General features: G+C 64.2%; 22 protein-coding genes and 1 pseudogene. 15 read left to right on the top strand and 8 right to left on the bottom strand.

Annotated features, from left to right (window positions below):
• Both MWU77_RS08455 and MWU77_RS08450 read right to left on the bottom strand, forming a co-directional pair.
• Window positions 1-124: pseudogene (locus MWU77_RS08455) on the bottom strand (aromatic ring-hydroxylating dioxygenase subunit alpha); the annotation flags it as partial.
• Between the two features lie 4 nt (window positions 125-128).
• Window positions 129-665 (bottom strand): carboxymuconolactone decarboxylase family protein, encoded by a 537-nt coding sequence (locus MWU77_RS08450; RefSeq protein ID WP_247273413.1) that lies wholly within the window; start codon window positions 663-665, stop codon window positions 129-131.
• A gap of 308 nt (window positions 666-973) precedes the next feature.
• Here MWU77_RS08450 and MWU77_RS08445 point away from each other — a divergent pair, with 308 nt between their 5' ends.
• From MWU77_RS08445 to MWU77_RS08420, 6 genes are all read left to right on the top strand, one after another.
• On the top strand, window positions 974-1,282 hold the full coding sequence (locus tag MWU77_RS08445; protein ID WP_169687412.1) for a hypothetical protein: 309 nt from the start codon (window positions 974-976) through the stop codon (window positions 1,280-1,282).
• A 99-nt stretch (window positions 1,283-1,381) separates the two neighbouring features.
• Window positions 1,382-2,548, top strand: coding sequence for an acyl-CoA dehydrogenase family protein (locus tag MWU77_RS08440; RefSeq protein WP_169687411.1), 1,167 nt, complete (start codon window positions 1,382-1,384; stop codon window positions 2,546-2,548).
• Window positions 2,548-3,753, top strand: a complete 1,206-nt coding sequence (locus MWU77_RS08435; RefSeq protein WP_247273412.1) for a CaiB/BaiF CoA-transferase family protein — start codon at window positions 2,548-2,550, stop codon at window positions 3,751-3,753. The genes MWU77_RS08440 and MWU77_RS08435 overlap by 1 nt, the downstream gene beginning before the upstream one ends.
• 54 nt (window positions 3,754-3,807) lie before the next feature.
• Window positions 3,808-4,956 carry a thiolase family protein gene (locus tag MWU77_RS08430; RefSeq protein WP_169687409.1) on the top strand — a complete coding sequence of 383 codons (1,149 nt, stop codon included), beginning with the start codon at window positions 3,808-3,810 and terminating at the stop codon, window positions 4,954-4,956.
• Window positions 4,957-5,070: 114 nt separating this feature from the next.
• On the top strand, window positions 5,071-5,670 hold the full coding sequence (locus MWU77_RS08425) for a TetR/AcrR family transcriptional regulator (RefSeq protein ID WP_169687408.1): 600 nt from the start codon (window positions 5,071-5,073) through the stop codon (window positions 5,668-5,670).
• Window positions 5,671-5,711: 41 nt separating this feature from the next.
• A complete protein-coding gene (locus tag MWU77_RS08420) occupies window positions 5,712-6,164 on the top strand; it encodes a hypothetical protein (protein WP_169687407.1) in 453 nt (150 codons plus the stop codon).
• 92 nt (window positions 6,165-6,256) lie between these two features.
• On the opposite strand, the gene MWU77_RS08415 is transcribed toward MWU77_RS08420, so the two are convergent.
• The 4 genes from MWU77_RS08415 to MWU77_RS08400 are packed head-to-tail and all read right to left on the bottom strand — an operon-like array spanning window position 6,257 to window position 10,330.
• Entirely contained in the window at window positions 6,257-7,228 is a 972-nt protein-coding gene (locus tag MWU77_RS08415; RefSeq protein ID WP_247273411.1) for an NADPH:quinone oxidoreductase family protein, read from the bottom strand.
• Between the two features lie 5 nt (window positions 7,229-7,233).
• Window positions 7,234-8,001 carry an enoyl-CoA hydratase-related protein gene (locus MWU77_RS08410; RefSeq protein WP_247273410.1) on the bottom strand — a complete coding sequence of 256 codons (768 nt, stop codon included), beginning with the start codon at window positions 7,999-8,001 and terminating at the stop codon, window positions 7,234-7,236.
• A gap of 8 nt (window positions 8,002-8,009) precedes the next feature.
• Window positions 8,010-9,002: a phosphotransferase family protein gene (locus MWU77_RS08405; protein ID WP_247273454.1), complete on the bottom strand. Its 993-nt coding sequence runs from the start codon at window positions 9,000-9,002 to the stop codon at window positions 8,010-8,012.
• Window positions 9,003-9,028: 26 nt separating this feature from the next.
• Window positions 9,029-10,330 carry an acyl-CoA dehydrogenase family protein gene (locus MWU77_RS08400; RefSeq protein ID WP_247273409.1) on the bottom strand — a complete coding sequence of 434 codons (1,302 nt, stop codon included), beginning with the start codon at window positions 10,328-10,330 and terminating at the stop codon, window positions 9,029-9,031.
• A 130-nt stretch (window positions 10,331-10,460) separates the two neighbouring features.
• Between MWU77_RS08400 and MWU77_RS08395 the strand changes: the two genes are divergently transcribed.
• Genes MWU77_RS08395 through MWU77_RS08385 form a run of 3 tightly spaced genes read left to right on the top strand, consistent with a single transcriptional unit; the run spans window position 10,461 to window position 12,611 of the window.
• On the top strand, window positions 10,461-10,880 hold the full coding sequence (locus tag MWU77_RS08395; RefSeq protein WP_247273408.1) for a VOC family protein: 420 nt from the start codon (window positions 10,461-10,463) through the stop codon (window positions 10,878-10,880).
• 43 nt (window positions 10,881-10,923) lie between these two features.
• The gene (locus MWU77_RS08390; protein ID WP_247273407.1) at window positions 10,924-11,760 is read left to right on the top strand and encodes an SDR family oxidoreductase; all 837 of its coding nucleotides are present in this window, start codon (window positions 10,924-10,926) and stop codon (window positions 11,758-11,760) included.
• Window positions 11,757-12,611, top strand: a complete 855-nt coding sequence (locus MWU77_RS08385; protein WP_247273406.1) for an LLM class F420-dependent oxidoreductase — start codon at window positions 11,757-11,759, stop codon at window positions 12,609-12,611. The genes MWU77_RS08390 and MWU77_RS08385 overlap by 4 nt, the downstream gene beginning before the upstream one ends.
• On the opposite strand, the gene MWU77_RS08380 is transcribed toward MWU77_RS08385, so the two are convergent.
• Window positions 12,602-13,285: a TetR/AcrR family transcriptional regulator gene (locus tag MWU77_RS08380; protein WP_247273405.1), complete on the bottom strand. Its 684-nt coding sequence runs from the start codon at window positions 13,283-13,285 to the stop codon at window positions 12,602-12,604. The genes MWU77_RS08385 and MWU77_RS08380 overlap by 10 nt on opposite strands.
• A 135-nt stretch (window positions 13,286-13,420) precedes the next feature.
• Between MWU77_RS08380 and MWU77_RS08375 the strand changes: the two genes are divergently transcribed.
• Genes MWU77_RS08375 through MWU77_RS08350 form a run of 6 tightly spaced genes read left to right on the top strand, consistent with a single transcriptional unit; the run spans window position 13,421 to window position 20,018 of the window.
• Complete coding sequence (locus MWU77_RS08375) at window positions 13,421-14,719, top strand: hypothetical protein (protein ID WP_169687399.1); 1,299 nt, start codon at window positions 13,421-13,423, stop codon at window positions 14,717-14,719.
• 5 nt (window positions 14,720-14,724) lie between these two features.
• A complete protein-coding gene (locus tag MWU77_RS08370) occupies window positions 14,725-16,134 on the top strand; it encodes an acyl-CoA reductase (protein WP_206039690.1) in 1,410 nt (469 codons plus the stop codon).
• Between the two features lie 22 nt (window positions 16,135-16,156).
• A complete protein-coding gene (locus MWU77_RS08365) occupies window positions 16,157-17,134 on the top strand; it encodes an aldo/keto reductase (RefSeq protein ID WP_247273404.1) in 978 nt (325 codons plus the stop codon).
• 25 nt (window positions 17,135-17,159) lie between these two features.
• The gene (locus MWU77_RS08360; RefSeq protein ID WP_247273403.1) at window positions 17,160-18,578 is read left to right on the top strand and encodes an aldehyde dehydrogenase; all 1,419 of its coding nucleotides are present in this window, start codon (window positions 17,160-17,162) and stop codon (window positions 18,576-18,578) included.
• Between the two features lie 43 nt (window positions 18,579-18,621).
• Window positions 18,622-19,068, top strand: a complete 447-nt coding sequence (locus MWU77_RS08355; RefSeq protein ID WP_169687396.1) for a carboxymuconolactone decarboxylase family protein — start codon at window positions 18,622-18,624, stop codon at window positions 19,066-19,068.
• Window positions 19,065-20,018 carry an NAD(P)-dependent oxidoreductase gene (locus MWU77_RS08350; protein WP_247273402.1) on the top strand — a complete coding sequence of 318 codons (954 nt, stop codon included), beginning with the start codon at window positions 19,065-19,067 and terminating at the stop codon, window positions 20,016-20,018. The genes MWU77_RS08355 and MWU77_RS08350 overlap by 4 nt, the downstream gene beginning before the upstream one ends.
• An 81-nt stretch (window positions 20,019-20,099) precedes the next feature.
• On the opposite strand, the gene MWU77_RS08345 is transcribed toward MWU77_RS08350, so the two are convergent.
• Window positions 20,100-20,867, bottom strand: a complete 768-nt coding sequence (locus tag MWU77_RS08345; protein ID WP_247273401.1) for an SDR family NAD(P)-dependent oxidoreductase — start codon at window positions 20,865-20,867, stop codon at window positions 20,100-20,102.
• Window positions 20,868-20,903: the final 36 nt, after the last annotated feature.

Here is a 20,903-nt window from a genome sequence, read left to right as displayed (position 1 = left end):
TTGCTTCGCGTTCGGCTTCGAAGAAGGCGGGGTCGATGGAGTCGGTGTAGTCGACCGGGGCGGTGCCGATTTCGGGGTAGTTCTCGGTCCAGCTTCCTGCGGCCGGTTTGGTGAAGTGTGGCAAGGCTCTACCTTTCGCTTTCGAACTCGATGCCGAATGTGTTGTAGGCCATGGCCAGAAGGCCGTATCCGCCTACGGTGAAGATGAAGTCCATCCGCTGCTGCTCGCTGAGTTTCTCTCCGAGCGCATTCCATGTCTGCTCGGACAGTGCGGCCTTCTGGTGGAGCTCGTCGACCGCTGCGAGGAGGCGATTCTCGAACTCGTCGTCTGCGGTGCCTGCCAGTGCGGCCTTGATCTCCGGTCGGGTCAGGGCGCCTTCTTCCTCTGCCATCAGGATGTGATGGCTGCGCTCGTACTCGCACTCGTACACCTGCGCCACGCGCAGGATCGTCATTTCGCGTAGTCGCGGCGGCAGCGTCGACCGGAAGAGTAGATGCACGCTGAACCCGAGGAATGCTTTGGTCAGGTCCGGGTGTCGCACGAGCGTCGCCATCGCGGTGCCGGCGTCTTTCGGATTGCGCATGTGGCGGGGCATCAGCCCTCTCAATGCGGAATCGACACGCTCGTCCCATTGGTCTGCCGGCAGCGGGGGCACTACGGCCATGCCGAACTCCTCCTCTTGAGAATCATATTCTCGTTTACGGATGCTAGATTCTCATGGCTGCACCGGATAGTCAACAAAACGTGTCGTGTCGGGCGAATGTGCTGCTGACGAGCATGTTCCGACTACGCCTTGGGGTGGCGCTACCTACCAGGTCTGTTGGATCGTCCGCGAGGTGGCCTGATACCTGAAGCTCGGGAGCATATTGATTCTCCGGATTAGAGAAGATAGTTTCCTTAAAGAGAGAGCACAGTGTGTTGCGCGTCGGTGGTCCGACGTGCGCAGACCGTCTGCCGAAAGAGAGGTTCCCCGTGACTGCAACCCTGCGCCCTGGTGGGCAACTGGCCAGCGCCGTCTGCACCACTCGTGTAGTGGTCGTGCGTGCACCCGCAGAAGGCGTGCAGGAGATCGCCTGTGGTGGAAGCCCGATGATCGCGGCTCCCCCCGGCAAGCCGGATTCCAAGCCCGACGGCGACGTGGTCACCCTTCTGGGTAAGCGATACGTCGACGCCGACGGAACGATCGAGGTGCTGTGTACGTCACCCGGAACCGGTGAACTGTCGTACGGCGGTGTTCCGATGACGATCAAGGCAGCAAAGGCGTTGCCCGCCTCCGATTGATTCGTTCGATCGCAGAACTGAAGATGGGCCGGGCGTGCTGCCGTAGTTGCGCAGTGCGTGGTCCCGCAACGACGGCAGGAAGTGTCGACTATGGGTGGAATGAGCTTCGCGCTGAGTGAGGATCAGGAACTGATCCGCAAATCCGTTGCCGAGCTGATGAAGAACTTCGACGACCAGTACTGGATGGAAAAGGACCTCGCCCACGAGTTCCCGACGGAGTTCTACAAGATGCTCGCCGACGGCGGCTGGATGGGCATCACGATGCCCGAGGAGTACGGCGGGCACGGTCTCGGTATCACGGAGGCAACGATCCTCCTCGAGGAGATCGCCCGATCCGGCGGTGCGATGAACGCCGCGAGCGCGATCCACCTCAACATCTTCGGAATGCAGCCCGTCGTCAAGCACGGTACGGACGAGATGAAGGCGCGCACACTGCCCCGCATCGTCAACGGTGACCTGCATGTCTGCTTCGGCGTGACCGAGCCGGGTGCCGGCCTCGACACCTCGCGTATCACCACGTTCGCGAAGCGCGACGGAGACAAGTACATCGTCAACGGCCGCAAGGTGTGGATCTCCAAGGCCGTCGAATCGGAGAAGATTCTCCTCCTGACTCGCACCCAGCGCTACGACGAGGTCGAGAAGAAGACCGACGGAATGACGCTTTTTCTCACCGATCTCGACCGCAGCAAGATCGATATCCGGCCCATCAAGAAAATGGGACGCAATGCGGTCACCTCCAACGAACTGTTCATCGACAACCTCGTGGTCCCTGTCGAGGATCGCGTCGGTGAAGAGGGGCAAGGGTTCAAGTACCTGCTCGACGGACTCAACCCCGAGCGGATGCTGATTGCGTCGGAAGCCCTCGGCATCGGTCGTGTCGCGCTGGAGAAGGCCGTGCAGTACGGCAACGAGCGTGAAGTGTTCGGACGTCCCATCGGCATGAACCAGGGCATCCAGTTCCCTCTTGCCGATGCGCTTGCGCACCTCGACGCGGCCGAACTCGTCCTGCGTAAGGCCACCTGGCTCTACGACAACGGCAAGCCGTGCGGTCGTGAGGCCAACACCGCCAAATATCTCTGTGCGGAAGCCGGTTTCGCTGCGGCCGATCGAGCGCTCCAGACCCACGGCGGAATGGGCTACTCCGAGGAGTACAACGTGTCGCGGTACTTCCGTGAGGCACGCGTGATGCGGATAGCCCCGGTCAGCCAGGAGATGATCCTGAACTACCTCGGGTCCCACACCCTCGGACTGCCGAGGAGTTACTGATGGAGGCCCCGCTCGCCGGGGTCACCGTGGTGACCCTCGAACAGGCGGTCTCCGCGCCCATGTGCACCCGCGTCCTGGCCGACTTCGGTGCGCGTGTGATCAAGGTCGAGAACCCCAAGGGGGGCGATTTCGCGCGCGACTACGACGATGTCGTCAACGGAATGGCGGCGCACTTCGTCTGGGCCAACCGCGGCAAGGAATCGATCACCCTCGACCTGAAGACCGAGGGCGGACTCGGGGCGCTCCACTGCCTGCTGGCGCGCGCGGACGCTCTCGTGTCGAACCTTGCACCTGGCGCCATGGCGCGGCTCGGGCTCTCGCCGGAGGATCTGGCCGGGCGGTACCCCGACCTGATCGCGGTCGAGATCGACGGATACGGTCCCGACGGTCCACTGTCGCACAAGCGCGCATACGACCTGCTCATTCAGGCCGAATCGGGGGCATGCTCCGTCACCGGCTTTCCTGGGCAGCCCGCGAAGCCGGGTCCGCCGGTCGCGGATATCAGCACCGGGCTGTATTCGGCATTGTCGATTCTCGCGTTGCTGTGCGGCCGGGAACGAAACCGGGGCCGCGGCGGCGGCCTGTCGAAGGTGTCGGTGAGTCTGTTCGACACGATGGCGGACATCATGGGCTACCCGTTGACGTACACCCGCTACTCCGGTGTCGAACAGCAACCACTGGGGATGAGCTCGCCTGCCGTCGCGCCGTACGGGTCGTATCGCACCGCGGACGACCGGATCGTGGTGCTCGGTACGACCAATGATCGTGAGTGGCAGCGTCTGGCGCGCGAGATCATCGGGCGCGACGATCTCGCCGACGACCAGCGGTTCTCGACCAACACGGGACGGTGCGAGCACCGCGCCGAACTCGACGAGGCCATCTCGGCGTGGTGCGCACAGCACCCGCTCGACCATGTACAGAAGATCGCCGACGAGGCGGGTATCGGCAACTCGCGTTACAACACGCCCCGGGACGTCATCGATCATCCGCAACTGGCCGCCCGCAATCGTTGGCGGGCGGTTGCGAGCCCGAACGGACCCGTCGAGGCGATTCTTCCGCCACCGGTGATCGAAGGCTACGAGCCGCCGATGGCACCCGTACCCGGCTTGGGCGAACACACCGACTCGATCCTCGCGGACTTCGGTTTCCGCCCCGACGAGATCGATCGTCTCCGCGAGCAGGGCGCGATCGGATCGGTGCCGTGATGACCGATGCTCGGCGGATGGCCGGCAAAAACACTTGGAATCAGGAGAATTCGAATGCGTGAAGTGGTCGTCGCTGCGGCTGTCCGCACCCCGGTAGGCAAGCGCAACGGTGGGCTGGCCGGTGTGCACCCGGCAGACCTGTCGGCGCTCGTACTCGAGGCGCTGGTCGAGCGCACCGGCATCGATCCCGGGGTCGTCGACGACGTCATCTGGGGTTGCGTATCGCAGGTGGGCGACCAGTCGAGCAATATCGGCCGCTATTCGGTACTCGCTGCCGGATGGCCGGAGTCCATCCCGGGTACCACCATCAACCGGGCGTGCGGGTCGAGCCAGCAGTCGATCGATTTCGCAGCCCAGGCCGTGATGTCGGGTCAGCAGGACGTTGTTGTCGCCGGCGGCGTCGAGGTCATGAGCCGTGTCCCGCTCGGCTCGGCGCGTGCCTCCGGGCAACCGTACGGGCCTCGTGCGCTGGCGCGCTACGACGGATTCGCATTCAACCAGGGAATTTCCGCGGAGAAGATCGCCCAGAAATGGGGATTGTCGCGCACTCGGCTCGACGAGTACTCGGCGATCTCGCACGAGCGTGCCGCGGCAGCGCAGGACCGCGGGGCATTCGAGGCGCAGATCGTGCCGGTGGTCACCGACGAGGGCACGGTCAGTGTCGACGAAGGGATTCGTCGCGGTACCACGGTCGAGAAACTCGCCGGTCTGAAGCCCGCTTTCGCCGACGACGGTGTGATCCACGCCGGAAACTCGTCGCAGATCTCCGACGGTGCTGCGGCACTGCTCGTGACCACACCGGAGAAGGCTCGTGAGTTGGGCTTGACCCCGCTCGTCCGATATCGGGCGGGCGCGGTGGCGGGCGCCGATCCGGTGCTCATGCTCACCGGTCCGATCCCGGCTACCGAGAAGGCTCTCGTGAAGGCGGGGATCGGCCTGAAGGATGTCGGAGTGTTCGAAGTCAATGAGGCGTTCGCGTCGGTTCCATTGGCGTGGCTGGCCGAGACCGGCGCCGATCCGGAGCTGCTCAACCCGCTCGGAGGGGCGATCTCCCTCGGGCATCCGCTCGGAGGTTCGGGTGCCGTGTTGATGACTCGGATGATTCATCACATGCGCGACAACGGAATTCGATACGGTCTCCAGACCATGTGCGAAGGCGGCGGCACGGCGAATGCCACTGTTGTCGAACTCCTCGGCACATAGGACGTCACATCTGTGATCCGGCCGGCAAAATTCTCGGCTTGAGACCCTTGTCACATCCGGCAAACCGACCTACTGTGTGTTCAGTAGGTTGGGGACGTGAAGGAGAGAGGCACCGTGCAAAGGGCGTACGACACGCTTCTCGCCAAGGGTGAGGACCGCAGAGAGCTGATACTCAGTGCAGCTCAGCGGTTGTTGGCGAGGAACGGGTGGCGCAGCACGAGCCTCGCTCAGATCGCACGGGCCGTGGGCATCACGCCCGCGGGTCTGCTGCATCACTTCCAGTCCAAGGACCAGTTGCTGCATGCCGTGCTCGACGCACGGGATGCAGACGATGATGCACGTGCTGATCGTTCGGGAGATCCACTCGAGCAGATCAGGAGACTGTACTTGCGTTTCGAGAAGTCCCCTGAACTGGTCGGGATGTTTGCTGTACTCCTGATCGAGAACCTGGAGCCGGATGCTCCACTGCACGATCGCCTACTCGTTCGACACCGCGCCGCGATCGACACAATCGAGGCGGGTATCCGACGTGGTCAACACGCCGGGCGGTATCGGATGGATGTGAACCCAGCCGTCAAAGCGGTGGAAATCGTCGCTTTCCTCAACGGAATGGAAACCTCATGGCTGCTCGATCGTTCGCTCCCGATAGCCGAGATCTTCGAGGACTTCACACAGTCGCTCGAGCAACAGCTCATGCCCAGCAGCACAGTCTGAGACACCGCATCGTCATCGTCGCGCCACGTGTGGTCGATACCGTGCGCAACGTCGGAGGGTGGCTCTACGACCAGGTTCTCGCGGGATGGGAAGTCACGGTCCTGGCCCGGGAGCATCAAGACATCCGCCCGCTCGAGATCCTCGGGGCCCGAGTCATCGATCTCGACTCGGTATTGGGGACCGAGCACGGCATGGTTCCTGAAGCGCTGGTGGCATCGGCCGAACTCTACTCGTCCGACGAGCGCATCCGTGCAGGTCTGGACCGGCTTCTCGATCGCGGATCGACGAAGTTCAGCATGTGGGGCGATGAGCTCCCGGCAGAGATCGATGCCAGGTTCTCGGCGTCGGAATACTGTATGAGCAGGGCTGCACAGGTATTCAAGCGGCATGCACTCGTCGCAGCGGCGGTCCGCGAACCTGTGATCGCACCCATCGAGTCCTTCCGGACCTCCGGTTTCACCTCATCCAAGTCGGGTCACCTCACGTCGGTCTGACCGACCCGCGTGACGAAGCCTCGACGGCTCACAGCCCCGAAATGACAAGCGTCCCGGCACTCGATGAGCGCCGGGACGTCGTATGCAGTCGGTCAGGCCTGCTGAAGGTCGATGACCACCTTGCCGATGGCCTGCCCGTCACCTACCAGACGAAGGGCACCGACGGCGTCGTCGAGCGAATAGATCGCACCGATGTGCGGCACGGCTCGCCCTGAGACGAGAAGATCGACCAGTTCGTCCTCGTTGCGGCGGAACTCGTCCGGGTCCAGGTCCTGGAACTGGAAGCCCTGGATCCGAATACCCTTCACCAGAACGAGATTGAGCGGTATTCGAGGGATGGTTCCCGAGGCGTATCCGACGGTGATGAAACGTCCGCCTCTTCGCAGACTCCGGAGAGCCGGTTCGGACAGGTCGCCGCCCACCGGATCGACGACGACGTCGGCCCCCTCGCGAGCGACGTCCTTCAGCAGTGCGCGAAGTTCACCCGCGCGATGATCGACGAGATGCTTCGCACCGTAGGACGCTGCGACCTCGAGCTTGTCGGCCGACGAGGCCACAGCGACAACGGTCGCTCCCAGAACCGCTCCTAGCTGGACCGCGGCCAGTCCGACGCCGCCGCCGGCCCCCAGCACTACGAGTGTTTCGCCGGGCCGGATCCGGGCCACCGACCGAAGCGTGTGATACGCAGTGCGATGTGCGACGCCGAACGCTGCTGCGGTGTGGTCGTCGACGCCGTCGGGTATCCGTCTCAGCGACACGGCCTTTGCTGCGATCTCCTCCGCGAAGGCGCCGACGATGCCGGTGCCGCTCACCCGATCGCCGACCGCGAGGTCGCCGACGTCGTCGGCGACCTCCTCCACGACCCCTGCGAACTCGCTACCGGGGACGAACGGCGTGGGCACGCTGATCTGGTATTTGTCGGCGACCACCAGCACATCGGGAAAGTTGACCGCGGCAGCGCCGACCCGGACCCGCACATGACCCGGTTCGAGGGAGGGCGAGGCGATCTCGTCGATCCGGACCACCTCGGGCTCCCCGTATTCGGAGCAGATCGCAGCGCGCATACCCGCTACCGCCCTCGCCAGACCGGTGCGCGCTTCTCGACGAACGCGGATGCGCCTTCCTTGGCGTCGTCGCTGGAGAAGACGACACTCTGCCAGTGTCCCAGCCTCTCGTCTGCCCGAGCCGGATCGGATTGTGCGAGCCGGACGAGTTCCTTGACCGCGGCAAGGCCCAGTGGGGCGTTCGCCGCAATGCGTTCGGCGAGCGCGAGCGCGGCCGACTGCACTGCCTCCGGTTCGACGACCTCGTTGATCAGGCCGAGTTCGTAGCCTCGCTGCGCGGTGATCAGATCGCCGGTGAGCGTCAGTTCCATGGCGGCTGCCCGCGGGATCCTCGTCCCGAGATTCGTCCCGCCGCCGGCCGGGAACAGACCCCGCTTCACCTCGGGAAGACCGAATTTCGCGGCCGACGAGGCGACGATGAGATCACTTCCGAGAAGGAGTTCGAGCCCGCCGCCGATCGCGGTGCCGTTGGCGGCACCGATCACGGGGATGTCGGTCTCGCCCCTGGCGAACCGTGCGTAGGAGGCGCCGGGGCCGGAGTCCAATCCGATCTTGTCGCCGTTGGCGAATGCCCTCAGGTCCATGCCGGAGCAGAACGCCCGGTCACCGGTGCCGGTGAGGACGATCGCGCGGATCTCTGGGTCGGACTCGGCTTCTTCGACCGCCGCGCCGATCCCGTTGATCAGCGCGCTGGTAAGCGCATTACGTGCCTCGGGGCGGTTCAGCCTCAGGAGGAGAACCGCACCGTGCTGCTCTTGTACGAGTTCGGTCATTTCCGCTGTCACCCCTTGTAGTCGGTCGACTCGGCGAGCTCGGCGGCCTCACGCATCGCGCTGACGACCACCGGACCGAATGACTGCAGCTTGGGATCGTCACCGGCGCGCTGGTAGCCCTGCTCGAGAATGATTGCAAGCTTCCACTTGGCGAGGATCAGGTAGTAATCGAGGTCGTCGACCTGACGGCCGGAAACCTCCGAGTAGTGCTGGACCATCTTTGCGCGGTCGGGCATTCCTCGAAGATCGGCGTAGCCGCCCTGGCCTGCGCCTTCGACGGTCATGTCCTCGGGCCAGTTCATCAGCATCCAGCCGAGGTCGAGCTTCGGATCGCCGACGGTGCCCATCTCCCAGTCGACGAGGGCAGCGAGCTTCGCGGGTGCGCCGTGCTCGAACATCACGTTCGCGAATTGGTAGTCGCCGTGCATCAGACCCGGGACGTAGTCGAGTGGGCGATGCGCCTGCAGCCACTTGGTGGCGACATCGATTCCGTCGAGCTCGCGGGCTTTGATGCGGTCGAAGAAGCGGGTCCAGCGGTCGACCTGACGGTCGTGGAATCCGTCGGGACGCCCGAGGTCATGCAGGCCCTGCGCCTTCCAGTCGACCTTGGACAGCAGCGCGATGCCCTCGGCGAGCTGGTACGCGAGACCCGGACGTGTGGACAGATCGCTGTTGTACGGCTCGGGCCACACGCCGTGTTGATCCATCGGCGACCAGCCGTCGACGTATCCCATGAGGTAGAACGAACGGCCCAGAACCGAAGTGTCCTCACAGGCTGCGACCGCAGCGGTATGGGGGACGTCTGTGCCGTCGAGTGCCTGGATGATCCGCCATTCACGAATGATTCCGCTGTCGCGGTCGGCGGGCGCACCGGTGGGCGGGATCCGGATGACGCAGGTGAAGCCGTCGCGGTCGAGTTTGTAGATCTCGTTCTGGGTGCCGCCGGAAAGGTACTTGGCTTCGAGCGGTGCCCCCTTGCCGGGCAGGCCCTGATCGTCCATCCATGCGGCGAGTCGATCGGTGTCGATCACAGGTTCCCCACTTCCAGTTCGAGGTATTCGGCGTACTTTGCGCGGGCTTCGTCCTGCTTGCGCGGAAGCCACTGCGTGGGCCACAGGTCGTCGGTTGCGCTGTAGTCGCGCAGGACCTGTTTTGCAACGGTCGTCTTGTGGACCTCGGTCGGGCCGTCGGCCAGACCCATCACGGCGGCGCCGTGGATCATCTTGAAGAACGGCATCTCGTTGGTGACACCGAGTGCGCCATGGACCTGCATTGCGCGCCAGGCGATGTCGTGCAGCACGGTCGGCATCACGATCTTTGCCGTGGCGATGTCCTTGCGGAGCTTCTTGTAGTCGTTGTACTTGTCGATCTTCCACGCGGTATGGAGCACGAACAGGCGGAACTGCGTCAGCTGCGCGTAGGAGTCGGCGATGTAACCCTGGATGGTCTGTTTGTCGGCGAGTCTGCTGCCTGCGGTCTCGCGACTCAGTGCCCGCTCGCACATCATGTCGAGGGCCTTCTGGGCGAGTCCGATCGTCCGCATCGCGTGGTGGATGCGGCCGCCACCGAGACGGGTCTGGGCGACGGCGAACGCCTGACCTTCGCCGCCGAGAAGGGCGTCGGCGGGTACCCGTACGTCCTGGTAGTGGATGAGCGCGTGGCTGCCACCGTTCATCGGCTCGCCGTACAGGCCGACGTTACGCACGATCTCGATGCCCGGGGTGTCGGCCGGCACGAGGAACATCGACATGCCCTTGTGTACCGGTACCTCGGTGTCGGTCACGGCCATCACGATCAGGAACGAGGCCGTCTTGGCGTTGGAGGAGAAGTACTTCCAGCCGTTGATGACCCAGTCGGTGCCGTCCTTGACCGCTCGGGTGCGGAACTGCGCGACGTCGGCGCCGCCTTGCGGCTCGGTCATCGAGTAGGTGGAGAAGAGTTCGCCGTCGAGCAGTGGCTGCAGGTACTTCTTCTTCTGTTCGGGTGTGCCGTAGTGCGCGATGATCTCGGCGTTGCCGGTATCGGGTGCCTGGCATCCGAAGACGATCGGTGCCCACGACGAGCGTCCGAGGATCTCGTTGAGCAGTGCGAGTTTGAGCTGTCCGTAGCCCTGCCCGCCGAGCTCGGGGCCGAGGTGTGTGGCCCACAGGCCCTGTTCGCGAACCCGTTGCTTGAGCGGATCGATGGCCTTGCGTCGCAGGCCGTCGAGGGGTACGAACTGCTCGTGTTCCCACACCAGGTCCAGCGGCTCGACCTCGTCGCGCACGAAGGCGTCGGCCCAGTCCAGTTTTTCCTGGTATTCGGGGTCGGTTTCGAAGTCCCACGCCATTGCCCGGCTCCTCTCTGATTCCAAGAATCTTAATTCGTAGTTTTCAGAATGCTATTCTTACACGACTGAAGTCGGTTTGGAACAGCCCGCGACGAAAGGCATCGAATTGAAAGCCCAAGACCTATTCCACATGGGTGTCGTGACCGATGATCTGGTCGCGGCCAAGGCGGAGTTCTCCCAGCTCTTCGGTTATGAATGGGGTCCCGAGGTCGGTGGGGAAGTAGCGGTGACGCTGCCCACCGGCGATCATGTGGTCGACCTGAGATGCGCGTTCTCGATCACAGAACCGCGCATCGAACTCGTCCGGAGTGTGTCGGCACCTCTGTGGGAGGCGGTCCCGGGTATCCACCACCTCGGCTACTGGTCCGACGACGTCGATGCCGATCGCGACGAGTTCGCCGCCCAGGGCTACAGCACGGAAGCAACCCGACGTGCGGCCGACGGCAGCCTCTTCTTCGCTTTCATGCGAAGCCCATCCGGACTCCTCCTCGAATTCGTGACCCGCGCAGCGGAACCGGGGATGTCGCAGTGCTGGATGGCGCCGCAGTGACCCCGCAGGTCGACACGCCGACGAGGACGGAGAGAGGGAAGTAATGGGCAACGTAGGAATCGTGACCGGTGGTGGCCGGGGTATGGGGTTCACATGCGCGCAGCGGATGGTCGGCACCGTCGACACAATGCTGCTCGTCGACATCGACGAAACCTCCGCGAAGGAGGCGGCAGCGCAGCTGTCGTCGGACTCGACGGTGGTCGAACCGTTCGCCGCCGATGTCGGTGACGCCGATGCGCTGGGCAGGCTCGCCGACCGCGCGGCCGAACTCGGAACGCTCCGCTCGGTCGCTCACGCGGCGGGGATCTCGCCGACCATGGCCGACTGGCGGAAGATCGTGTCGGTCGATCTCGTCGGTACGGCGTTGCTGGCGGAGGCGCTCCGTCCGCTGGCGACAGCCGGTACCGCCATGGTCTATTTCGCGTCGATGGCACCGTTGGTCGGCCGGATGGATCCGGGGTCGGAGCTGGGTGCGGTCCTGGACGATCCGCTCGACGGGGAGTTCCTGGACAAACTCCGGGAGACCGTCGGCGAATCGATCGAGCAACCGGGCATTGCCTACTCGTGGGCCAAGCACGGGGTGCAGCGGTTCGCGCGCGCCGAGGCCATCCGACTCGGCCGGGTGGGGGCGCGGGCGAACTCCGTGTCACCAGGGCTGATCGACACTCCGCAGGGACGCCAGGAAGCGGCGAGCAATCCGCGCATCGCTGATATGCAGCGCGCGACGCCGCTCGGCCGACTCGGGCAGGCCGATGAGCTCGCAACGGTTGTGGCGTTCCTGCTGTCGGACGGCGCGAGTTTCGTCAACGGCATCGACATCCTGGTCGACGGTGGTGTCATGGCGGCAATTGCTGCCCGACACGAAGAGTCCGCGACATGACCGACTCCATGGGAGTCGGGCTGCATTACGGCGGAACCGATACGTCCATGCCTTTGGTCGACCTCGCGCGTGCCGCGGAGGATCGTGGGTTCGAATCACTGTTCGTGCCGGAGCATTCACATATTCCGAGTGCCCGCGAAACACCCTTCCCCGGCGGCGGAGTTCTACCCGACCGTTATTTCCGCCTGTGGGACCCGCTCGTGAGCTTGTCGTTCGTCGCTGCGGCGACGGGCCTGACCGTCGGAACCTGCACGGCGCTTCCCGGTGGGCACGACCCGATTTCCTACGCAAAGGCTGTGTCCACGCTGGATGTCATGTCGGGTGGTCGCCTCGTGCTGGGCGTCGGTTTCGGCTGGAACAACGACGAGTTCGAAGATCATGGGTTCGACGCTCGCGACAAGTATGCGGTGGTCGAAGAAAAGATCGCGCTGATGAAGAACCTCTGGACCGAGGAAGAAGCGTCGTACGACGGCAAGCACGTGCGGTTGTCGCCCAGTAGGGTGTGGCCGAAACCTCTGCAACGCCCGCACCCTCCGCTCCTGCTGGGAGCGCGGTCCGGTCCGATCGGATTCCGCAGGATCGCGAAGTGGGCGGATGGGTGGATTCCCATGGGGCACCATCCCGTCGACACCCTTGAGGCGGATCTGTTGCAACTCGCTGTCGAATTCGAGCGGGTGGGCCGCGATCCGGACAGTATCCGGGTGACAATCCTGCAGGGGCTTCGCCCCGACCTCGCCGATGTGCTGGACAGGTTTCGGCAGATGCCTGTCGAGCGGGTGATCGTCGACGTCCCGACTGCTGACGACGATGTCGTGTTACCGATCCTGGACGAGATCGCGGCCTACTCGTAGGGCGTCGGACGGTCCGTCTCCGGGCGCAGGCTGCGCAGGAACAAGGCGACTGCGGCACGGATGTGCTCGTCGAGATTATCGCGGATGATCCCGAACGATGCGAGGCGCGCCGGTGCGCCGGCCGCCATGCCGAGAAACAGTTCGGCGAGCGTGTCCGGGTCGTCGGCGAGGATGGCGCCGGTGGCTGCGTGCCGGCGGAGGAGTTCGGCGACCTGCTTCGTGCGTGGCCAGTACCCGGAACCGAGTGCTCTGCGGGCGATATCGGGGTAGCGGGATGCATAGGCGACCGCTACCTGTTGGAGCTTGATCATCGACGGATCGAGGGCGCGCCGCACGGCGGTTTCGGCGATCGCGGTCAGCGCCTTCTCCAGGTCGTCGAAATCTGGGAGCTCGGGCTCGGGCCAGGGCCAGTCGCTGCGCGACATCGCCCATCCGAGTACCGACCGGAATACGTCTTCCTTGGTGGGGAAGCGTGCGTACAGAGACGGTTTCGTCGTTCCCGCGGCGGAGGCGATGGCATTCATCGTCGTGCCTTCGTAACCGTTTTCGAGGAACAATCGGAGGGCAGACTCGCGGACGGCTTCGTCGAGTCGGCCCGCTTCCTCTTTGGTCGGTCGGCCACCCCGCCGCCGGCCCGCGCCCACGGCCCGCGGCGGCTCGTTCACCGATGTCATAGCTGAAGAGTGTGCCAAACAAAATTGCCTATGGACATAAAACTTTTCCGGTGAGTATGGTTATCGGTATTCGCTAACTATACCCGCAAGTCTAGTTATCTCGGACTTCCCGAAACTCAACGGCCGGAGGGCACAGTGACAGAAGCGACGATGCAGAAGGACGTCATCGGGACGCTGAACGCGTACTTCCAGGAACGGCGGGACCAAGTTCCCGTCCTGACCCAGCGCGCGAACGATCAGGGGATCACCGAGATCCGTTCCCGCGAGGACATCGTTCCGCTCCTCTTTCCCCACACCACCTACAAGAGCTACCCGGAAACACTTATTGCCAAGGGTAAGTGGGAACAGATGAATCGGTGGCTGGGATCCCTGTCCACCCGCCGACTCGACGACGTCGACGTCTCCGAAGTCACCGACGTCGACGGCTGGATCGGTGCGCTGGAGAAGGCCGGCCACATGGTGTCGAGTTCGAGCGGAACCAGTGGAAAGGGTTCGTTCCTCAACAAGTCCTACCGCGACTTCGACGTCAACAAGCAGAACCTGCTCGATTGCTTCGTATCGCTGGGAATGCCGCCCGAAAAGGTATGGCACGTCATCCCGGTCGGGCCCGACACCGGGCAGACCCAGCATGCCGCTGTGCGCGACCTGATCATCGATTCATTCTCCCGGCCCGACGCGCTTCCCCTGTTCGACGGGCCCGCACCCGAAGGGTTCCATCGCTACCTGTCCCGGTTGTCGGCGATGCGTCGCGCGATGGCCGACGGCACTGCCGCCCCCGACGACATCGCGTCGTTCGAGGCAGAGGCAGCCGAGCGTGCGGCGCTCCAGGAGCAGAAGCTGAACCACTACGCCGACCAGATCATGGCCCGACGCAACGAGAACATCCTGTTCAGTTCGCAGTTCCCGCAGCTGTACCGACTCGTCGAGGTGCTCCGCGAACGGGGTGTCAAGGACGGCGACATCACCGGAATCAACGGTCTCACCAGCGGCGGTGGCCTCAAGGGCACGAACCTGCCCGACGACTACCAGGACCAGATCTACCGGATGCTCAATATCGCTCCGGAACGCTTCCTGCACTACTACTCCATGCAGGAACTCAACAATCGCATGTTCAAGTGCCCGGAAGAGGGGCGCTACCACGTGCCGGAGGAGATCGTTCTCCTTGTCCTGAACAAGGACGGCGACGCACTCGCCGAAGCATCGGGCAACCTGGTCGAAGGGCGGGCCGCATTCGTCGACACCACCGTCGACGGGCGTTGGGGCGGCACGATCTCGGGTGACAAGATCACCGTGGATCAGGGGCGCTGCCCGTGCGGGCGCGACGGCGAGACCGTTCTGCCGAACATCGTGCGCTACTCCGACCTCGGAGACGACGACAAGATCACCTGTGCCGGAACGATGGACGCATACGTCCGCGGAATCGTCGGGGAGTGAACATCATGACCACGACTGCGCCTGCCCCCACCCGCACCAAGATCCAGGTACCGCATTTCGTCCGCGGGAAGTTGATCTGGGGCGAGGACAACGAGTATCTCTCGCGCGATTTCGGAGTCCCCTTCGTGACTCCCAAGATCGAGTACAACGAGCTGTTCGTCCCGCGCACCGAGCCGGGACCCGCCTTCGACGTCCCGGTCTCGGAGATCATCGACTTCCTCGTCGAGACCGCCGGGCAGCTGTCCCTGGAGAAGAACCCCTATCTTCAGGAATCTCTCGAGATGACGCTGCAGGTCAGCGCGTTGCCTCGCCGGATCATCGAGAACACGTTCCGTCGACCGGGACAGTTCCTGACGAAGGAGGCTCTCGAGTTCCGCCTCGAGCGCACCTTCGGAAGTCTCGATGTACTCGACGGCTGGGTCGAGAACACCGACCCCAACGGCAACGTCAGCAAGATCCGCGCGTTCCCGCCGCGATTGGTCCACATGCTCGCGGGCAACTCACCGAGCGCTGCCATGACGTCGATCGCTGATGCTGCACTCCTCAAGGCCGTCAACGTGTTCAAGATGCCGTCGGCCGATCCGTTCACCACGGTCGCGGTACTGCGGACGATGTCGGACATCGCGCCCGATCATCCGGTGCTGAAATCGATCTCCGCAGTCTACTGGCGCGGCGGCGACGAATCGGTCGAAGGTGTGCTGTATCGCTCGCAGTACTTCGACAAGCTCGTTGCGTGGGGCGGCGGCGCCGCGATCGAGAACGCCGCGAAGTATGCGGGGCCGGGCTTCAGCCTGATCTCGTTCGACCCCAAGGTCTCGATGGCAGTCATCGGCAGAGAAGCATTCGAGTCGGAGGAGACGCTGCGGGAGGTCGCCGAACTCGCGGCGGCCGACGCCACGATCTTCAACCAGGACGCATGCCTCGCAGCGCGTCACATCTGTGTGGAAGGCGATGTCGACCAGGTCGACCGATTCTGCGCACTGCTGCACGAGCGTCTCGGCGTCGACCGGGATTTCGCCTCCGCAGTGGGCCCGAAGCCGGATGCAGACATCCGCGAAGCAGTGGAAGGAATGCGCTACCTCGAACCCGACTACCGGGTGTGGGGCAAGTTCGACGGAACCGGGCTCGTCGTCCGCTCTCCCGAGATGGTCGACTTCCATCCCAATTTCAAGACAGTCAATGTCATTCCGATCGCTCAGCTCCGCGATGCTGCGTCGTACGCAACCGTCGCGACGCAGACGGTCGGTGTGTACCCACCTCACCGCAAGGCCGAGATCCGCGATCATCTCGCCACCGCCGGCGTACAGCGCCTCGTCAAGCTCGGCGGTGCATTGCGCGGCACGATGGGCAACCCCCACGACGGCATGTACCCGCTGCACCGCATGGTGAACTGGGTGGCTGATGACGATGCCTGAGCAGAATCGAAGCGGAATACCCATGCGTGTTCTCGGGCGGTCCGGTATCCGAGTGAGCGACCTGTGTCTCGGCACCATGACGTTCGGTACGGAATGGGGATTCGGTACCGACGAATCGACCAGCCGGAAGATCTACGAGACCTACCGGGAAGCGGGCGGCAACTTCGTCGACACCGCGAACAACTACACGAACGGGTCGAGCGAGGAGATCCTCGGGCGGCTCGTGGCACCGGAACGCGACTCGATCGTCGTGAGCACCAAGTACTCCTTCCCCACCGACCCCGCGGATCCCAATACTGGCGGAAACCACCGGAAGAGCCTGCGCCGCAGCGTCGAGACGAGCCTTCGACGGCTCGGCACCGACTACATCGATCTGCTGTGGGTCCATGCGTGGGATCAGTGCACCCCCGTGGACGAGACCCTGCGAGCTCTCGATGACCTGGTGCGGTCGGGCAAGGTGCTCGCGATCGGGGTGTCGAACACGCCGGCCTGGGTGGTGTCGAAATCCGTTGCCGTCGCCGAACTACGTGGATGGAACTCCTTCTGCACGATGCAGGTCGAGTACGCGCTCACTGCGCGCACTGCTGAGCGCGAACTCCTTCCGATGGCGCGGGCACTGGGGATCGAGGTCTCTGCATGGAGTCCACTCGGCCGCGGAACCCTCGCTCGACCCATGTCGGAGGAGGCCTTCGCGAAGTTGCCCGCGCCCGTGCAGCGCATCCTCACCGTCACGCGGGAGGTCGCCGGCGAACTCGGTGTCTCACCCGCGCGGGTCGCGCTCGCATGGGTTCGCAGCCAAGGGCTTATGCTGTCGATCGGTGCACGTACCGTCGACCAGATCAACGACAATTTGGCGGCATCGGACGTCGAACTCGATGACTCTCACTTGGCGCGACTCGACGAGGCATCGAAGATTCGCCTCGGCTATCCGCACGAGTTCCTGCACGAGCGCCGGGCGATGTTCACACCGGATGCTCTTCGGGCTCCGGCCCACGGGTAGCCCGCGACCGAGGAAGGCAAACACGATGGAGACCCTCGAACACTGGATCGACGGATCTGCCGCCGCACCACACGGCGGTGGATACTTGCCGGTGACCGATCCCGCGACCGGTCGCACAGTGCGACAGATCGCGGACGGCGACAGCGACGACATCGATGCAGCAGTGCGCGCTGCGTCGAGGGCGACATCGGAATGGCTGAGCATCCCGGCACTGGCACGTGGTCGCCTGATCACCGATCTCGGTCGGGCGATCCGGGCGAACAAGTCGGAACTCGCAGAGCTCGAGGTCAGCGAGACCGGCAAACCGGTCGCCGTTGCGCTCGGCGAGATCGAGAACTCCGCCGTGTATTTCGAGTTCTACGGTGGATTGGTCGGGATTCCTGTCGGCGAAACCATCGACGTGGCACCGGATCAGCACGTGTTCACCAAACGTGAGCCGTACGGCGTCATCGGCGTAATCACGCCGTGGAATGTGCCGCTCAACCAGGCGTCGCGAGCGTGTGCGCCCGCGCTCGCTGCGGGTAACACGGTGGTGCTCAAGCCGTCCGAGAACACGTCGGCAACCAGCGTGCGGCTTGCGCAACTCGCCACGGAAGTCGGGCTGCCCGATGGAGTGATCAACATCGTGCTGGGAAACGGGCGCGATGCGGGGGCCGCGCTGGCACAGCACCCGATGGTCGCGAAGGTTGCATTCACCGGCTCGGTGCCCACCGGGCGGGCAGTTGCGGGGATCGCAGCGGAACGGATCGTTCCGGTCACTCTCGAGCTGGGCGGCAAATCGGCGAACATCATCTTCGCCGACGCCGATCTCGATGCCGCCGTTGCCGGAGCGCTGACGGCGTTCACCGGGAATGCCGGGCAGGTATGTTCTGCGGGCACCCGTTTGCTCGTGCAGCGCGACGTGCACGACGAGGTGGTGCGTCGACTGGTCGAGGCCGTCTCTGCGATCCAGGTGGGACGCGATATGGGGCCCATCATCACTCGCGAGCAGTTCGGACGCGTCCAGGACTACTTCAAGGTCGCCGAATCGGAGGGTGTACGGGCGGAGACGGGCGGTACCGTCTCGGCGCTCTCCGAGAAGACCGGCGGCTTCTACGTCGATCCGACCGTGTACACCGGGGTGGACAACACGATGCGCATTGCGCGCGAAGAGATCTTCGGTCCTGTCGTCGTAGTGATCCCGTTCGACACCGACGACGAGGCAGTCGCGATCGCCGACGACTCGGAGTACGGTTTGATCGCCGGTGTGTGGACAAGGGACGTGTCCAGGGCGCTCGCGGTCAGCGACAGATTGCGCACCGGCCAGGTTTTCGTCAACACCTGGTCGACGGCATCGGTGCAGACCCCGTTCGGTGGGTGGAAGAACAGTGGCTACGGGCGTGAGAAGGGCGTCGAAGCGCTGCACCACTACGGACAGGTCAAATGCGTGACCGTCAAGCTCTGAACACGCACTCGATGCTGCCGGCCATTTTCGGAAGGAACTTTTGATGACCCAGGACTCAGCGGTGAGCGGAGCGTCCGTCGACGACGCGCACCGCGCCCTCTTCGATGCCGGACTCGCGGTTCGCAGGGAAGTGCTCGGCGACTCTTATGTCGATGCAGCCCTCGAACGCAACGCGGGTTCCGACGGGGAGTCGCTACAGGAGTATGTCAGCGAATTCGTCTGGGGCGGTGTGTGGACGCGTGAGGGGCTCGAACGCCGCGACCGATCTCTTTCGACGATCAGCATTCTCATCGCACTCGGCCACCTCCAGGAACTCGCGACGCATGTGCGCGCCGGCCTCGGCAACGGCCTGACCCGAGAGGAAATCACCGAGACCGTTGTCCACGCGACCGCGTATGTGGGTTGTCCCGCCGGTATTTCGGCGATGCGGGTAGTGCAGGACGTGCTGGTCGCCGAGCTCGGCCCGCGCGCTGCCGGAGACAACGCATGACCGCCGGCGCGCAGACCACGTCGACCTCGGTAGTGCCGCTGCCCGGCAAGGTGGTCGGCCACATCGGGCTCGGTGCGATGGGGCGGCCCATCGCACAGAATTTCGTTGCCAGCGGACAGGCCACGCTGGTATTCGACGCCGATTCGGCGTCCCAGGGCCGATTCCTCGACGACCACGCCGGTGTCGGCGGTGCCGCGGGCTTCGCGGATTTCGCAGCCTGCGATGTCGTGGTTCTGGTGCTCCCGACCAGCGACATCGTCGACAGCGTCGTGCTCTCGGAGGACGGATTGCTGGCGCATCTGCGGCCGGGAAGCACGATCGTCGATATGGGATCGAGCATCCCCACCCGCACGCAGGCACTTGCCGAAGCCGCCGCAGTAAAGGGCATTTCGGTTGTCGATGCGCCGGTCAGCGGTGGGGTTGCGCGTGCCGAGCAGGCCGCGCTCGCCGTGATGGTCGGCGGCGATGTCGCGGCGGTCGAAGCGGTGATTCCGCTGCTGAAGGCAACGGGCAGCGACATCATCCATGTCGGCCCCGTCGGATCCGGCCATGCAGCAAAGGCTCTCAACAACCTGATGGCCGCCAACAACATGCTCATCGCCGCCGAGGCTCTGCTCGTCGGACGCAAGTTCGGTATCGAGCCCGCCACGCTGCTGGGCGTGATCAACGCGAGCAGCGGGCGCAATCAGGCAACCGAAGCGAAGTACGAGAAGTTCGTGTTGTCGCGGACCTTCGACTCCGGTTTCGCTGCGCGTCTGATGCGCAAAGACATCGGGATCGCCCTCGATCTCGCGCACGATCAGGAGATCTCACCACTCCTCGGGGAGGCGGTGGGCCGGTTGTGGAACGCGGCGGTCGACGGACTCGACCCGGCCGCAGACCAAACGGATGTGGTGCGGTATCTGGAGGAATACCACCGGGTGTCGCTGGCGGACCCGGCCGGCCGGTGAACGAACACTGAACGACCGCTGATCGAAGAAGCCTCGCTCCCCACGGAGCGAGGCTTTTCCGGTCGAGCATGCGCGACTGTGTCAGCGCAGCACGGTTCCACCGTCGACATTGACCACCTGTCCGGTGATCCACGAACCTTCGTCGGACATCAGGTAGGCCACCATGCTCGAGACGTCCCGAGGCTCGCCGTGGCGCGTAGTGCGGTTGCGGGCCATTCCCGATTCGAGGATCTCGGCGGGTGCGCCCTCGCGGATCTCGGGTGTCACGATCAGCCCGGGTGTGATCGCGTTGGCCCGGATACCTTCTTTTCCCCATCGTGAGGCCACGTGCCGAGCGAGGGCATTGATGCCTGCCTTGGTGGCCGAATATGCAGGACGGCGCGCTTCTCCGGTGAACGAGGCGATCGACGACGTGTAGACGATCGCTCCACCGCCACTGTCGAGCAGTTTCGGGACGCTGTGGCGAGTGACGAGCATATGGCCGCGCAGATTCACGGCCACGGTGCGGTCCCAGACCTCGAGGTCGATGTCGACGACGTCGCTGTCCTTGCTGACCGACCCCATATCGCCCGCGTTGATATGAACCGCGTCGAGTCCGCCGTATGCGTCGACGGTCGCTGCGACGAGAGCCTGCACGGATGTGTCGTCGGAGATGTCCACGTGCACGGCGATCGCGGTGCCACCGCTTGCGGTGATCGCCTCAGCAGTGCGCTGTGCCCCTTGCAGGTTGATGTCGCCGACGACGACCCGCGCTCCTTCGCGGGCCAGGCGCGTTGCCGAATCGGCGCCGAGACCGGTTGCTGCCCCGGCGATCAGGATGGATTTGTTCTTCAGACCTTCCACAAGCACCTCTCAAGAATCACGATTCTGGAATCAGGAATGACA

Source organism: Rhodococcus sp. F64268, from assembly GCF_023015605.1.
GTDB lineage: Bacteria > Actinomycetota > Actinomycetes > Mycobacteriales > Mycobacteriaceae > Rhodococcus.
The sequence above is the reverse complement of the archived record's forward strand: the minus strand, read 5'-3'. Positions and strand labels throughout refer to the sequence as shown.

Coding starts and splice junctions, on each gene's coding strand:
- MWU77_RS08450 (WP_247273413.1), bottom strand. CDS start 665: ATGGCCGTAGTGCCCCCGCTGCCGGCAGACCAATGGGACGAGCGTGTC.
- MWU77_RS08440 (WP_169687411.1), top strand. CDS start 1,382: ATGAGCTTCGCGCTGAGTGAGGATCAGGAACTGATCCGCAAATCCGTT.
- MWU77_RS08435 (WP_247273412.1), top strand. CDS start 2,548: ATGGAGGCCCCGCTCGCCGGGGTCACCGTGGTGACCCTCGAACAGGCG.
- MWU77_RS08430 (WP_169687409.1), top strand. CDS start 3,808: ATGCGTGAAGTGGTCGTCGCTGCGGCTGTCCGCACCCCGGTAGGCAAG.
- MWU77_RS08415 (WP_247273411.1), bottom strand. CDS start 7,228: ATGCGCGCTGCGATCTGCTCCGAATACGGGGAGCCCGAGGTGGTCCGG.
- MWU77_RS08410 (WP_247273410.1), bottom strand. CDS start 8,001: ATGACCGAACTCGTACAAGAGCAGCACGGTGCGGTTCTCCTCCTGAGG.
- MWU77_RS08405 (WP_247273454.1), bottom strand. CDS start 9,002: ATGGACGATCAGGGCCTGCCCGGCAAGGGGGCACCGCTCGAAGCCAAG.
- MWU77_RS08400 (WP_247273409.1), bottom strand. CDS start 10,330: ATGGCGTGGGACTTCGAAACCGACCCCGAATACCAGGAAAAACTGGAC.
- MWU77_RS08395 (WP_247273408.1), top strand. CDS start 10,461: ATGGGTGTCGTGACCGATGATCTGGTCGCGGCCAAGGCGGAGTTCTCC.
- MWU77_RS08390 (WP_247273407.1), top strand. CDS start 10,924: ATGGGCAACGTAGGAATCGTGACCGGTGGTGGCCGGGGTATGGGGTTC.
- MWU77_RS08385 (WP_247273406.1), top strand. CDS start 11,757: ATGACCGACTCCATGGGAGTCGGGCTGCATTACGGCGGAACCGATACG.
- MWU77_RS08380 (WP_247273405.1), bottom strand. CDS start 13,285: ATGACATCGGTGAACGAGCCGCCGCGGGCCGTGGGCGCGGGCCGGCGG.
- MWU77_RS08370 (WP_206039690.1), top strand. CDS start 14,725: ATGACCACGACTGCGCCTGCCCCCACCCGCACCAAGATCCAGGTACCG.
- MWU77_RS08365 (WP_247273404.1), top strand. CDS start 16,157: ATGCGTGTTCTCGGGCGGTCCGGTATCCGAGTGAGCGACCTGTGTCTC.
- MWU77_RS08360 (WP_247273403.1), top strand. CDS start 17,160: ATGGAGACCCTCGAACACTGGATCGACGGATCTGCCGCCGCACCACAC.
- MWU77_RS08355 (WP_169687396.1), top strand. CDS start 18,622: ATGACCCAGGACTCAGCGGTGAGCGGAGCGTCCGTCGACGACGCGCAC.
- MWU77_RS08350 (WP_247273402.1), top strand. CDS start 19,065: ATGACCGCCGGCGCGCAGACCACGTCGACCTCGGTAGTGCCGCTGCCC.